This is a genomic window from Acidovorax sp. 93 (assembly GCF_003633835.1).
GTDB lineage: Bacteria > Pseudomonadota > Gammaproteobacteria > Burkholderiales > Burkholderiaceae_C > Acidovorax > Acidovorax facilis.
In genome coordinates this window covers 3,061,822-3,076,163 of the sequence record NZ_RBIT01000001.1, presented here as the reverse complement: position 1 = coordinate 3,076,163, position 14,342 = coordinate 3,061,822, and the positions used below count along the sequence as shown (strand labels likewise).

Below are 14,342 nucleotides of genomic sequence, written 5' to 3'. Positions count from 1 at the left end.
TTGTCAGTGGCGGAGAGGGTGGGATTCGAACCCACGGTAGTGTTGCCACTACGCCTGATTTCGAGTCAGGTACATTCGACCACTCTGCCACCTCTCCTGTGTGTCGAAGCCTGCGAGTATAGCAAGTTTTTCAGGGACACCAGCGCCTCTCTCTATCTTCCACGCCAAATGCGGTCGCTTGCCGTGGGCCAGCGCGCGCCGTCTGGTGGAGCTCCTGCCTGTAATTGCCTGTAATCGCTTTGCTTTGCGGGCCTGCCTACAGTCGCATCACTGCTTCAAAAACGCAGTGCCAAGCAACCCAGCGACAGGACATCAGGTAGGAGTCCCCATGGATATCAAGCTGCGATTTGTGAACCAGTCCCGCGACGGCAATAAGTCGGAGGTGGTGATGTATCAGAAGAACCAGCTCACCAGCATGGCCTCGCTGGCAATGGCCTGGAAGGTGATCCGGTTCTGCGGACGTGACTGTTACCACCCCTTTGTTTTCCCAGCGGGTTTCGAAGTAGGCGTTGCCGATGAGTACGGCAATTTTTCACCCCGCATGGCCGCAGAAAACGGCCAGATGCTCAGGCTGGAGTCCACTGCTTCGGGGGGACGGCGCCTGCGGCGTGCGGGGCTGGCCAGTGCCTCCAATGAGCTCGATGTGCTCAACGACCTGGGCCAGGGCGCGGTCAATATCTGCGTCTTCAGGGATGGCCGGATGGTGGGCATGAAGACTGCCGTCACACCTGGCCAGAAGGCCGTGTTCCAGTACCAGCCGGTGCTGTGGATTGGCGTTGCATCCCAGGTGGCGCAGGGCGTGGCGATCAGCTCTGCCGTCATGAGCAATGCGAACACGGAACTGTCGCTGTTGGGCATCGCCAGCGCAGACATCGTGATGTCGGGCGGTGGGCCAGGCGAGGGCTCCACCCCCTACGAATTCAATCTTGAAAACATCGTGCAGATCTGACCATCCGGGCAGGTCCGCATCCACAGAGTTCGCTTTTCGGGCTTCAAGGCCGGGGGGCAAACGGGCAACGCATGGCGTGTTGCCACCACTTTCACCAACAGGAGAAACTCATGGGCGTTCAACTCAATTTCATCAATAACTCCAACGACACGAACAACTCGGAGGTCGTGATATTCCAGAAGAATGTCGCCACCAATTTCGACGAGCTGTCGGTGGCCTGGCAGGTCATCAAGTACTGTGGCCAGGGCGACAACCATCCGTTCACGTTTCCCATGGGCATGCAGGTGGGGGCCAGTGACAGCTACGGCAACTACACGCCACAGCTGGATGCCCAGAACGGCGAACTGTTCCAGATGTCCTTGACCACGTCTGGCGACCGGCTCGTGCGCGCAGGCAATGGCAGCAGCTCCAGGGAAGTGCAGGTGCTCAACGCGCTGCCCAAGGGGGCCATCAACGCCAGTTGCTACAAGGACGGGAAGCTCCTGGCCATCAAGACCTCGATCGCGCCCCAGCAAAAAGCAGTGTTTGAGTTCAAACCCACCATCTGGATTGGTGTGGCCTCCCAGGTCGTGCAGGGCCAGGTCATGAATTCGGCCATCATCTCCAACATCAACACCGAGCTGTCCCTCCTGGGCATTGCTAGCGCGGACATTGTGATGACGGGTGGAGGCCCTGGTGCCAACTCGACGCCGTTCGCGTTCAACCTCGAAAACATTGTGATGTGCTGAAGCGGTGCGTCGGTGCGGGGGGCTGTTGAGCGCCCCTGCGCCGATGCTTCGCAGCCCTCGCCGTCCACCCACGAAGCATGCCGTGAACGAAATGGTCCAAAGAAGATGGAGCGCCATGGATGGCTGCCTGATCTTCGACATCACCATCAACCGTGCACCCCACGACGATGTCCCTTCCTGTGTCAGCGTTTCCTGCAGTTCGGGGGAGTCGGAGCGCCAGCGGGTCACCGTCACCAGACACTGGCCCGCACAGCCGTTTGAATTCAGATTCTCCTCGGGCTGCTATGTGTCGGGCTACCTGCAGCAGAAAACGCCGGTGCACATCGACGGCGTCCCCAATACGGCCATCTTTGCCGACATCCACTATGGAATGCGGGGGCAGGCGGATGACCACCACTTTGAAGGCCTTATGGCAGCGTGCCCCATGCGTGGGCCCCTTCCGCTCCCCCAGCCTCCCAGTCCATTGCCGCCTGTTCCCACGCCGGTGCCGCCAGCCCCGCCGGTCGATCCCGTCGAGCCTCTGCCTGTCATCAATAGCCATCCGGAGGAGCTGTTTCCTTACGTGTACGTGCGCCGCTGGCCCAAGATCTCATCCTCGGATCTTTTGCATGGCTTTGTCCAGTACGCCAGTGCCAGCCCTCCTTGCTGCAGTTTCTTTGAGGACCTGGTAGCGGCACGCGCCCAAGGCCGTGAAGCCGTGCAGTCACTGGCGCTGCGGTTCATTGACGGAGATGCCCCTTACCAGGGACTCTTCATCGGAGACCTGGACCGCCTTCCCGGGCCCATGGGCCAGTTTGCGTCCTTGCTGGAGCAACTGCCCTCGCCCCATGACAAGCCGCTTGAGTGGCTGGCGACCGCCCGTGCGGAAGTCACGCAGTTGCTGCAGCGGTACGCCCTGACCTGGAGCTGTTTGGAGTCTGGAAACTACCTGCAGACCTTGGACAGGGTCTGGCAGAGTTACTTCGCCCTGGTCATCACCCGGGGGTATGACGCTGCCTTGCTGGATGGGTTGACCCGCACCTTGCAGATGGCCCATCTGATCGCGGTGGCATTGCAGCCCCAATCTCAGGGCATGGCGGCAGTCGGCGCCGCATCAGAGACGCCAGCGCCCTTGCAGCCGGCCCCCATCAGTGCCGCCCAAATTGCATTGCTGCGCGAGGCCACCGTGGTGCTGCCGGCCCAGGTTTTTCCTTTGCCCCCGGCCCGCACTGCAGAAAGATCTCCGCCCGTGGCCCCCGACGGTTGGATCGAGCCCTATGCCATTGGCGACTTGCAGATGGTGCGCCAGCGCCTTCTGCGCTACCAAAGCGGAGAGATCGCACGCATAGAAAACGTGATGCGCGGTGAGCGCCGGGAGGTCACGCACAAACGCACCCACCGGCAAAAGGATGAGCAAAAGCAGACCCTGGCCGAGATGCAGGTCCTGCAAAACGATGCAGCGGACGAACGCAGCAATCTCCAGGAAGAGTCTCGCAAGACCGTGGCCGAGGCGACCGAGACCCACCAGTACAACAAGTTCACCAGCAGCTACGGCCCTCCCACGCAGGCCACCCTGGATGGTTCCTGGACCAAGGCCATGCAGCAAGGCGCCAACCCGGGGCTGGACGACACCACCCGCTTTGCACGCGACATTCTGAACAAGACGGTCAATCGCATCAGCCGCAGTGTCAGCCACACGCGCTCCAGCAGCACGATGAGCCAGACCGAAGATGCGGTAGTCAGCCTGATCGACAACACCGAGGGCACCCGGAGCATGCGCGCCGTGTTCCGCTGGGTGAACAAGGTGTACGAGGCGTGCGTTGTGAACTACGGCCAGCGGTTGATGATGGAGTTCATGGTGTGCCAGCCCGCAGCGGGCTTCATTGCGCAGGAGCAGGCGCTGGCGGGGCAGGACTTCGCCAAGCCGCTGTCTCCGCTGCAAATGGGAGTGGCCACCTTCGAGGACATCAAGGTGGACGGCCCTCGCAACTACGCACGGCTCGGGGCCTACTACGGCGTGCTGGATCTGGATCCGCCCCCGCTGGCAGAGCGCTTCGCCTCGGCCACACTGCGCAACGGTGAAGAAAAGCAGATCGCCGTTCCCGCAGGGTACGGCGCTACCCAGGCCTTTGTCAGCTGGGTAGGAGCGTCCCCTGGCCAACAGGCGCCTGTCGTGCTGGTGGGGCGGCAAACCGTGACCCCTAGCGCTGCGGCCAGTCCCGTGGCGCTTCACGGAGAGGACGAGACCGTACCGGTGTCCGTGATGGACTATCCACCCGGTTTCTCGCCACCTGGCGACCAACCGGTGCAGGTCAATGTGGAGATCGGCTGCGCACCTTCCAGTCGATGCATGGACCAGTGGCGCATCCGTACCTACGCCAGCATCGTGCGTGGCTATCAGGAGCGGATGGCGGCATACCATGGCCGCGCCCAAGGCGGCGCGCCATCGTCTCCCGCACCGGCCTGTTCGCCGCTGGCCCGTCGGCAGATCGAGCAGCGTGAGTTGAAGAATGCCTGTCTGCGCCTGTTGCTGGAACGCCTGCTGACCCTGACTGGCATGTCCGCAGGTGCCACGTGGGGGTCTCCGCCATCGCAATTCATGGTCAATGAGCCCCGCTATCTGCAGTTCTTCGACGAAGTGCTGGAGTGGAATGAAATGGCCTATAGCTTCTATGCCAGCCCTGGCCTGGACGCTGCGGGCGGGGTGCCGGAGCTGGGGAGCCTTGCGGCCGACGACGATGCCTTGTTCGCCAGTTTCTTGCAGGCTGGTCAGGCGCGCGTGCTGCTGCCCGTGCAGCCAGCGCATGTCCTGGCCTTTCTGTATTTTTATTCGGCGGGCATGCTCTGGAGCGCCCCGGATCGGCTTGCCCCCGTCAATCCGGACGACATCGCACTGGTCAACGACCTCAAGCATGCAGGGCCCCGGCAACAGAGTCCTGCGCACCGCCTGGGGCCGTGCTGGCAGGTGGTGGTGCCTACCTCCATGCAGGTGCTGGATGCGCCGGGCGGCGAAGGGGGTGCGGACCTGCCCGCCCTTGGGGGGGCTGCACCATGATTGTGGTACCGGGGGCAGCCATCCCCTTCTTCTGTCGGCCAGCTTTTGGCGACCTCCCCGTGGGTTCGGTGACGGCGTTTGCGGGCACGTTGGGGCCGCCCGACAGCGCGAGCCCTGCTGCTGCGGTGAGCCCAGCCGCATACACCACCAACCCCCTTGAGGCGTGGGGATGGATGGTTTGCGATGGCCGATCGTTGCCCTGTGTGGACTACCCCGAACTGTTTGCCGTGCTGGGCTACGTGTATGGCGGTGCTGACGACAACTTCAACATCCCCGACTACCGTGGTTACTTCCTTCGCGGTATTGGCACGGGCACCCGCAACGACCCCGACATCGGCCAACGCAGCCAGCCGCCTGGGGGCCAGGGTGCGAGCGATGGTGTGGGTTCCATCCAGCCGTTTGCCGTACAGACGCATGAGCACACCTACAGCAGCGCACCAGCCCCTTCGGCCACGTCCCCCAGTGGAACTGCAGCAGGCGCGCCCAGCGTCGCCAGCACGCTGACCACGGGTGGTCCGGTTGCGGGCACGGGCCAGGCGCAGGCGGTGCAGGTGAGCCCGAACGAGACGCGCCCCCTCAATGTGTCCGTCAACTACCTCATCAAGTTCACCTACGGACTGCTCCCGCTTTTGAGATGACCGCGCACGTGTCCCCAGAACCCTTTCCAAGGAGAAAATTGCATGGCATACACCAACGTCCAATTCATCGGCTACGTGCTCGACACGGCGCCCCAGGTGAACCCCGACGGATCCAAGACCTATCTGGGGTTGAACGATCCCAAGCTCGACATTGAGGCGCGCTGCGATGTGATGTTGCGCGCCATGCAGGCGGCCCGGGATGCGCTGCCGCAGGCGTCTCCACCGACACCCGAGGGGGAAACCCTGAAGGTCTTCATGGCCCCCGAGTTCTTTTTTCGAGGTGCCTCCGGGGCTTACCAGATGGATGATGTCCAGCTCGCCATCACCGCGCTGCAGCGCATGGCGGCCGATGACCAGTGGGTGGACTGGGTGTTCGTGTTTGGCACCATTTTGGGCGCGTCGTCGGCCACCCAGCAGACGCCACCCTACGACATCGACCCACTCGCGAGCACCGAGATCTACAACTTTGCGCTGGTGCAGCAAGGGGGCGTAGCGTCACATGGCGACGCGGGGGCGCGGATGGTGATGAAGGAGTTGATGTCGGGGGTTGATTTCATCGCCACTGCCGTGAATCCGGGCGGCCTGTTGCTGGGCGACGTGGAATACTGGCCTGCATCGACCGGCGGTGGGCTGGGACGTGAGCAGCAAGAGGTCAACTATGACGGTGCCGGCGTGTTCGAGTTGGCAGGCATCACCTGGGGGCTGGAAGTCTGCCTGGACCACAGCGGCACGGTGCGCCGACTACAGAGGTCGCCGCAATTGCCGGGCCAGAAGCTGATTCAGCTGCAGGTGGTGCCATCGTGTGGCATGGGCATCCAGGCGCCGAGCGTGATCACGCAGGCGGGCGGCTATGTCTTCAATTGCGATGGCTCGGGCGCGGCAAGCCACTCCACCCTGGTGCAGCAGGTGCCACCGCTGGCCAATGTGCCCTTGCTGTGCAGTGCACCGGTCAGCGATGCCGATGTCGCGCTGTATAGCACCTCGCCGGTGGAGGATGTTTCTCTCAGTGCCCTCTACGCCAGGGGACCGGGCGTGGTCAATATCTATCCGGCACAGGCCTTGCCTGCACAGCAGGTGGTGGCCGGCAACATCGTATGCCTCGACTGGCCCGCCAGCCCCGACTACCGTTTCATCTTCCAGCTGGTCTATAACAGCAGTGGCAGCTTCGTGACGCTGGTGTGCGAGATACGCAGCAAGAAGGCCAACTTCTACGGGAACAACTATTTCCTGCCGCTTTCGCTGCAGACGCAGGACTCCTGGAAACAGGATGTGCGCATCCAGATGACCTTGGCGGCGGGCAGCAGCCCCTATGCTGGTGCCGTGTGGTGCAAGATCAACGTGCCCGGATTCATCTTTGAAGGCAATGCCTTTGAGTTCAGTGCCACGTATGACGGCCCCGCGCCGTTCACCATCTGGCAGTCCACGGACACGGATGGCCTGGCCAATGACAACCTGTGACCCTGGCGCCGAGAGCGTACTGCAAGCACTGAGCGTGTCGGTGGGCCCGCAGGCCTTCCTGGTGCGTGCCAATGCGACCCGGTGCGCGTTCTGGCACCGGGTGCAGGCCGGCGCGTGGGAGCCGCAAACCTTCGAAGTCTTCCGGCGTTTTCTGCAACCGGACCGCTCCTACATTGACCTGGGTGCCTGGATCGGCCCTACGGTGCTCTATGGCGCGACGCTGTCGCGCAGCGTGCATGCCCTGGAGCCTGACCCGGTCGCCTTTGCAGAGCTGGACCGCAACGTGCAAGCCAACCCTGGGCTGTGCAAAAAAATCCATCTGTACTCCTTCGGCATTGGCCCCGAGTCTGGTCCGCTGCAACTCTATGCCGGTGGCCTTTACTACGCAGGGCGCAGCGAGTTCGGGGACAGTATGTCGGGCATGTTGGCCGCGCCGGATGTGCCTGGCCAGCCTTGCCACGAGGCGCGGGGTGTGGACATGGAACGCTTTCTGGACATGTATGCCGGGAAGGACTGCAACTTCATCAAGATGGACATAGAGGGTGGCGAATACGCTGTGATTCCCGGCCTCTGGCGCCGTTTGTGGCGGTGGGGGCCACCCACCCTTTGTGTGTCCTTTCATGCTCCGGAAATCGCCCGGCGCGAGTCCTTGGTGCGGGCCTGCATCGAAGAGCTGCTGCTGTGTTACCCGCGCTTTTATGCGGCTGCCGACACCAAGGCCGTTGCGCTCGAAGAACTGGCGGACGCGGTGCATGACTGGGGCGACGAAGCCCCTGGCAGCCCCTGGCGCAAGCTGGAAGCGCTGCTGGGAGCGGGTCTGGTGGCGACCAGTGAGGAGTGGTGAATGACTGCTGCACCAGATCGCCAGATCCTGATTGGGGTGCATGTGACAGGGGCGGGCGAAGGCCTGGCCGCCACGCTGTCCAGTGTTTTCGAGAACACGCCGCTGACCTTCGGGCTGCGGATATTGCCGGACAGTGCCGCCGCATCCCGGGCCCCGGGTTTGCTGCAGTTGCGGCTTGCCCCTGGGTCTATGGTGCAGCGGCCCAGCCCGGCGCAGCCGGGGGCCGCTGCCTGCTTCAACCAGCTGGTGAGCGAGCCTGCCGACATCTATGTGTTTCTGGAAAACGGCGTGCGGGTCTGCCCCGGCTGGCTGGAGCTGCTCTTGGCCGCGCTGGACAGCGACGCCAGCCATGGCTTGGCGGGCCCCTCCACCAACCGGGGGTGGAATGAACAGGCCGTGGCACCAAACTGTGGCAGCACTCAGGAAGCGCTGTGGGACCAAGCGGATGCCTCGCTGGCGCGCTATGGCAATGCCTGGGTACCCCTGGCGCCTCTGCACAGCCTGGCGGACTTCTGCTATGTGGTGAAGAACGAGGTGGTGGCCGCCATTGGCGCAGCGGACACGGCGTACACGCAGGGTCCTTGTTGGGAGATGGACTACAACGTGCGCGCCGCCCGCGCCGGCTTCCTGGGTGTCTGGGTGCAGGGCGCCTTTGTGCACCGTGCGCCCCGCTGCGCGGTGCCGGCACCTGTCCACGATGGACTGCTGGAGGCGAACAAACGGCTGTACCAGGACCGGTTCTGTGCCTGGCGCCGCGAGAGCCACCCGCAGGCGCCGCCCTACCACGGCCACTGCGTGGGAGACGATTGCCGCTACTTTGCCGTGCCCGAGCTGATGCGCATCTTCGTGCCACTGCCTGGCAATGTGGCGCCCGCACCGCAGGTGCCTGCGGCCACCGCATCACCTTTGCTGAGCTGTGTCATGCCCACGCGGGGGCGGGCGGCCTTTGTTGCGCAGTCGATCCGCTACTTCCAGCGGCAAGACTATCCCGCGCTGGAACTCATCATCGTCTACGAGGATGAGTCCGACCTCCCTGCTGGCATTGATGACCCGCGCATCCGCTGCATCCGAATGCCGGCCCGCACCAGCATCGGCGCCAAGCGCAATGAAGCGGTCCGCGTGGCGTGGGGCGAACTGATCGCGCATTGGGACGATGACGACTGGTATGGCGCGCAGCGCCTGAGCCGCCAGGCCGCGCCCATTTTGCACAACCTGGCGGATGTCACCGGGCTCAACGACATGCTGTTTATGGCCCGGCCGCTGGCCGAGTTCTGGGCCAGCAGCCGGGCACTGTTTCGCCGGTTGTTTGTAGAAAACGTGAGCGGCGGCACTTTGGTTTTCAGGCGCAGCCTGTGGGAGCATCATGGGCGGTATCCCGATACCTCGCTGCGGGAGGATGCGGATTTCCTGGTGAAGGCCCTGCGGGGCGGTGCGCGGCTGTGCCGCATCTCGGGGCGTTCGCTGTGCATCTATGTGCGCCACGATGGAAACACCTGGAAGTTCAAGGAAGGCCATTACCTGCAGCAGGCCGCCTGGACCCTGGTGCCTGCCCCGGTATGCCTGTCGGACGATGATCGCGATTTCTACTTTCCTGCCGCCCCCGGTGGCACAGGCGACACTGTTGGCGCTGTTGGCACAGAGGGCTCGCCGACGCCCGCGATGCCGCTGGTGTCGTGCATCATGCCCACCGCAGACCGGCGTGAGTTTGTGCCCCAGGCCATTCGGAACTTTCTGGCGCAGGACTATGAGCCCCGCGAACTGATCGTGCTGGACGACGGGCGCGACAGCGTCGCCGATCTGATCCCATCGCACGGCAGCATCCGATACCTGCGCCTGGACCGCAAATCCACCCTTGGTGCCAAGCGCAACATGGCCTGCGAGTTGGCGCGCGGCGAGGTGATTGCACACTGGGACGACGACGACTGGATGGCGCCCACCTGGCTCAGTTCGCAGGTCAAGGCCTTGCGCGGCCAGGGGGCCGACATCTGCGGCCTGGACAAGGTGTTCTTCTATGCGCCAGACGCGCGCCGGGCCTGGCAGTATGTGTATGACGGGCGCACACCCTGGGTGTGTGGGGGCACGCTGTGTTACCTGCGCGAGTTCTGGCGCAGTGCGCCGTTCGCCGATATCGATGTGGGGGAGGACAACGCTTTTGTCTGGTCGGTGCGGGACAAGCGCATTGCCACCAACCCGGACCAGCACCTGTATGTGGCCCGCGTCCACGACCGCAACACCAGCCCCAAAGACACCTGGAACCGGCGCTGGCACAGTTACCCGGTGGAGCATGTCGAGAGGCTCATTCGCTGACTCTGTTCAGGCCTACTGGAGGGTGACGGGTGCCAGCCGGTACACCGGCTCGGGTTCCGGCGGGTGGGCCTTGCTGGTGCTGGCGTAGGCCTCCATTTTCACGCTGCCAGCCAGCTCATGGTGCGCGCGGTGGCTCAGCAGAACGGTTCCGGGGCCTGCCAGGCTGTTCAGGTGCAGCGTCACGTTGGCCGCGTGGTGGCTGTCCAACGGCTCACCGTGGGCTTCCAGGGTGGCCGTGTGCATGCTTCCCGATATTTCCAGGCGCACGCCATGCTGTACCTCCAGCATGCGGCTTCTTCGTTGCACCCGGATGCACAGGTCCTGTGCCAGGGCTGCTGCCTGCTGCAGGTTCTGCGCGCTGCTGGGTCCCTGCTCGAAGTGGAACAGCATGCAGTCTCCCAGCGTCCCCGCGCCATGGCCCTGGCCCGACTGCACGGCGTTGGCGCACCAGCGCAACTGCTGTTCGCGAATCTCCTGCAGGTCGGACAGGGCAAGTGACGCATCGCGGGCGGGGTACAGGCGCAGGGTCAGGCACAGGATGGCGCGCGAAGGAGCATCGACGTTCTGCGACCTGGGACGTTCCAGCGAATCCATGGTGGCCTGCTGCGCCTGGCCGGATGTGGGCGGACCTGTAGGGCTCGGCCCCGCCGCGTGGCTGGGTGGGCGAAGCTGGCGCACCTGCGCCGCGCACTGGGCAAGGTCACCGTACAGTTGCGCGGCATCGGCGGTACGCTGGCGCACGTCCTTTTGCAAGGCCCGCTGGAGCAGCGCGGCCAGCGGACTGCCCTCTAGTTCCTCTGGCAAGGCGACGATATCTGTGCTCAGCTGGCGCTGCAGCACCTCTGTCAGGCTGGCGCCCTGGATGCTTGGTCGTGCGCTCAGGCACTCCACGAACATCAAGGCCCAGGCATAGATGTCGGTGGCGGGCCCGCACACCTCGCCGCGCAACTGTTCGGGTGCGCAGTAGGCGGGCGTGCCCTCGGCTCCCGCGGTGAACTGGGGTTCTCCGTGGTGGCTGGCAAGCCCAAAGTCCAGCACCTTGGCGTGCAAGGTGGTGCCGCTGGAGATCACCATCACGTTCTCTGGCTTCAGGTCGCGGTGCACGATATGGTGGGCATGCAGGAAAGCCAGGGCATCGAGCAGCTGCGCCATCAGCCCCACCGTGTCCGGCAATGAGAGCCGGCCCTGGCGCTGCAGGAATTCGCGCAGCGTTTCGCCAGTCACGTACTCCAGCACGGCAAACGGCACGCCCTCCTGGGCCAGGCCTTTATCGATGAGCCGGACCACATGGATGTGGTGCAACAAAGACAGCACCCGGGTTTCCTGGTGCAGCCGCTGCTGCACACGCCGCCGGTTGGCGGGATCGCGCGCGGCTGGGGTGCTCGGAATCTTGATGGCCACGAACTGGCCGGTGCTGCGCTGCCGGGCCTTGAAAACCTGGCCCGATGCGCCCTGGCCCAGCAAACCCAACGATTGATAGCCCGGCACACCCACGGGAAAACCGTGCGTGGGCACTCGTGTCATTGCGATGGGGGGCAGGCTCAGGCCGCAAGCGACTCTTCAGCGTGGATGGGGCTGATCAGGGCCAAGGGGTCGAAATCGGCTTCCCGCTGTGTACCCCGTGTGATGCTGAAACGCAGGCAACCAAAGCGCAAGGAGCCACGGCGCCTTTCGATCAGCTCGGGGACATGGGAGTCGCCGGGCATGGCCAGTGCAAGTTGCTTGCGCATGCGGAAGATCTGGATGTTGAGGTGCCCGGGCTCCACACCCAGCATCTTCGCCAGGCGCTCCAGCTCGACCCAGCCATGGGCCTGGCTGTCCCGGTGGCGCTGCGCATCGGCCCATCGCAAACGTGCCAGCGTCAGCAGTGCGTAGTGGTGGGTGCGCTCGCCCAGGTCGAACTGCCGGTCTCCCTCCTGCACCTGCAGGTGCACATGCTCCTCATCCAGGCTGACGTTGAAATGCAGGCTCGTGCGTGGACGAATACACGGCGCTGCGCCAACCATGGCCTCCATGGTCGATGTGACCTCCTGCGCCGCAAGGAAGCACCAGGCCTGGTTGGAAAATCGGACCTCGTCGCCGTCTTCCAGCACCCAGCTGCCCTGGGGCGTGGTACATATCCACCGGCCTTGCTCGGCGCAGTGGATGGACACTTCGGCATGCTGGCCCTGGGGCAGCAGGTTGGACCGCTCCAGTGGCACGGGAGCGCTGTCGTGCCCCAGCGGCCAGAGCAGATTGGCGGGGGCTGCAAGGTCTTCCACAACCCAGCCAGAGCCGTCGTCACGCCCGAAGCCGATGGTGCTTCCTACGCGGAGTGCAAAGGCTCCGCTGTGGGACAGCAGCTCGCCATCGAGCAGGGTTCCGTTGCGGCTGTGGTCGTGCAGTTCCCAGGTGCTGCCCGTCCAGCGGATCGATGCATGCAGTTGCGAGGCATCCGGGTTTTCCAGCAAGGTATCCGAGGAACGGCCTCGCCCAAACACGTGAAGTGTTCGCAAATGGATCTTGCGCTGTGTTGCGCGGTTTTTCAGGATTGCCATCAGTCAGTCCCTCATTTTTTCTTCGTCACACCTTGCGGCGCGGTTTCCTTTGGCCCCGCGCATGGCTGAATGTGATGCCTCGCAGCCCGTGGCATGCCGCTGTGCAGCGGACGCGGGTTTCCTGTCCGGGCGTTCGCCAAGAATTCCCGATGCAGCCCAATGAGTGTGTTGGCGCTGTCCTCCCCACGCAACTACCAAATCTGGTAGTTAACGTTCTGCTTGCAATTGCGCGGGATATCAACGGCGTGACGCCCCGTTGCAAGGCATCGCGCAGCCCAGCCGTTCAACTGATTTTTTGACCCCGCTGTTTGCAGGGCCAGGTAGTTTGGGGATTGACTGCAGCGGCACGACGGTGCAAAGAATCTGCTCCCCAGGCCGGCTGCAGACTGGTGTGCAGAGCGGTGGGTCAGTATCTGTGATGGCGTGTAATGGGCTGTAATCGCCAAGCGAGAAAAGGGTCTCCACAATGTATCGAGCGAGATGCGCTTGCCATCCGCACCGATCCATTGACGGAGAAAACCATGCCTTACCTGTCTGACACTCAACGCAATTTGCTGGCTCCTGCGGGCCAGCCACATCCTCGCAACGGTGCCACGGTGCCAACCTCGCAGCAGGCGCCCTTTGTGAACGCCGCCTGCTGGGGTTGGGCGTTGAATGGCGAATACGTGAATGCTGATGACCCCTACGCAGCCACCACCATCTATACCTCGGACAACGGCGCCTTCGTGTTCAATGCCGAGCGTGTTCCCACCGGTCTGAATGCGGATTTTTTTGCGGTCACCGATGTGATTTTTCCGCAGACGATGCCGTATCACACCGCACTGGCCGCCAATTTTGCCAACGCACTGGGTGGCAATGTGGCAGCGCAGGACGCCTGCCGTTTTGCCCTGATGAAGCTCACGGCAGAACTCAATGGGCATACGGTGTTGCCCGACAACGGCTCAGCGGTCTACACCATGGTCATGAAGTCGCCGAGCTGGTACGGCTGGTGCCATTGGGGAATTGGCATTCAGGGGGCAGGCGGTGGGGACACGACCTACCAGCAAAAGGTCAACGGCAGCGTCCTGAACCCCAACACCCTGCAATACAACTGCGGCGTGATGTGGGATGAAGGCCAGCCGCTGACCACGACGATCCGCATTGATGGCCTGTTGCAAACGCAGGTCGACATGCTCAACCGCGTGGTGTGACGCCATGACAGTCCAAACCCGTGGCATCGACGTCAGTCACTACCAAGGCAACGTCAACTGGCCCAGCGTGGCTGGCAGCAACGTGGCCTTTTCCTTCATCAAGGCCACCGAAGGCATCGCCTATGTGGACCCGCTTTTCCGTGCCAATTGGTCCGGCAGCGCCGCCGCAGGATTGCGCAGGGGCGCCTACCACTTCGGCCATGCTGGCAGCGATGCCGTCGCCCAGGCACAGTTTTTCTACAACACGGTCAGCGCCGATGGAACGCTCGGGCCCGGGGACTTGCCGCCGGTGCTGGATCTGGAAACCCTGGATGGGCAAAGCCCCGCCGAAGTCCTGCAGTGGGCCCTGGCATTCCTGTCTGAGGCCGATGCGCTGTTCGGGCGCCAGACCATGGTCTACACCGACACGGGCTTCTGGCAGGCGCTTCAGGCGCTGCCCGGTTGCCAGGTGCTGGCCTCCCGCCCGCTGTGGCTGGCCGCGTATTCGGCCTACCCGCACGTGCCACCGCCCTGGTCGTCCTGGACGTTCTGGCAGTACAGCGATGGCTCCTCCAATGGCGGCAGCCCGGTGGCGGGTGTGGTGGGTGCCGTGGACCAGAACTGGTTTGCAGGCTCAGTGGCGCAGCTTGGCCAGCTGGGCTAGCAAGTTCTTTTCTG

11 protein-coding genes and 1 tRNA gene are annotated in these 14,342 nt (G+C 63.6%); 9 read left to right on the top strand and 3 right to left on the bottom strand.

Annotated features, from left to right (window positions below; genetic code table 11):
• Positions 1-7: 7 nt before the first annotated feature.
• A tRNA-Ser gene (locus C8C93_RS13975) sits at positions 8-97 on the bottom strand.
• A 231-nt stretch (positions 98-328) separates the two neighbouring features.
• On the opposite strand from C8C93_RS13975, the gene C8C93_RS13970 reads away from it, so the two are divergent.
• The 7 genes from C8C93_RS13970 to C8C93_RS13940 all read left to right on the top strand — a co-directional run bounded on the left by C8C93_RS13970 (position 329) and on the right by C8C93_RS13940 (position 9,958).
• Positions 329-949, top strand: a complete 621-nt coding sequence (locus C8C93_RS13970) for a hypothetical protein (protein ID WP_121507304.1) — start codon at positions 329-331, stop codon at positions 947-949.
• A gap of 110 nt (positions 950-1,059) precedes the next feature.
• The gene (locus tag C8C93_RS13965; protein WP_121507303.1) at positions 1,060-1,677 is read left to right on the top strand and encodes a hypothetical protein; all 618 of its coding nucleotides are present in this window, start codon (positions 1,060-1,062) and stop codon (positions 1,675-1,677) included.
• A gap of 91 nt (positions 1,678-1,768) precedes the next feature.
• On the top strand, positions 1,769-4,711 hold the full coding sequence (locus C8C93_RS13960) for a hypothetical protein (protein WP_233559597.1): 2,943 nt from the start codon (positions 1,769-1,771) through the stop codon (positions 4,709-4,711).
• Positions 4,708-5,349, top strand: a complete 642-nt coding sequence (locus C8C93_RS13955; protein ID WP_121507301.1) for a tail fiber protein — start codon at positions 4,708-4,710, stop codon at positions 5,347-5,349. The genes C8C93_RS13960 and C8C93_RS13955 overlap by 4 nt, the downstream gene beginning before the upstream one ends.
• 42 nt (positions 5,350-5,391) lie before the next feature.
• Positions 5,392-6,807: a hypothetical protein gene (locus tag C8C93_RS13950; RefSeq protein ID WP_121507300.1), complete on the top strand. Its 1,416-nt coding sequence runs from the start codon at positions 5,392-5,394 to the stop codon at positions 6,805-6,807.
• Positions 6,794-7,651 carry an FkbM family methyltransferase gene (locus C8C93_RS13945; RefSeq protein ID WP_233559397.1) on the top strand — a complete coding sequence of 286 codons (858 nt, stop codon included), beginning with the start codon at positions 6,794-6,796 and terminating at the stop codon, positions 7,649-7,651. The genes C8C93_RS13950 and C8C93_RS13945 overlap by 14 nt, the downstream gene beginning before the upstream one ends.
• Entirely contained in the window at positions 7,652-9,958 is a 2,307-nt protein-coding gene (locus C8C93_RS13940) for a glycosyltransferase family A protein (protein WP_121507298.1), read from the top strand. It begins immediately after the preceding gene.
• A 12-nt stretch (positions 9,959-9,970) separates the two neighbouring features.
• Here the strand turns inward: C8C93_RS13940 and C8C93_RS13935 are convergent, their stop codons facing one another.
• Together C8C93_RS13935 and C8C93_RS13930 are read right to left on the bottom strand one after the other, a co-directional pair.
• The gene (locus tag C8C93_RS13935) at positions 9,971-11,482 is read right to left on the bottom strand and encodes a protein kinase (protein WP_233559395.1); all 1,512 of its coding nucleotides are present in this window, start codon (positions 11,480-11,482) and stop codon (positions 9,971-9,973) included.
• A gap of 17 nt (positions 11,483-11,499) precedes the next feature.
• Positions 11,500-12,495: an FHA domain-containing protein gene (locus tag C8C93_RS13930; protein ID WP_121507296.1), complete on the bottom strand. Its 996-nt coding sequence runs from the start codon at positions 12,493-12,495 to the stop codon at positions 11,500-11,502.
• A 521-nt stretch (positions 12,496-13,016) separates the two neighbouring features.
• Here C8C93_RS13930 and C8C93_RS13925 point away from each other — a divergent pair.
• A complete protein-coding gene (locus tag C8C93_RS13925; RefSeq protein WP_121507295.1) occupies positions 13,017-13,685 on the top strand; it encodes a hypothetical protein in 669 nt (222 codons plus the stop codon).
• A 4-nt stretch (positions 13,686-13,689) separates the two neighbouring features.
• Positions 13,690-14,328 (top strand): glycoside hydrolase family 25 protein, encoded by a 639-nt coding sequence (locus C8C93_RS13920; protein ID WP_121507294.1) that lies wholly within the window; start codon positions 13,690-13,692, stop codon positions 14,326-14,328.
• Positions 14,329-14,342 lie beyond the last annotated feature (14 nt).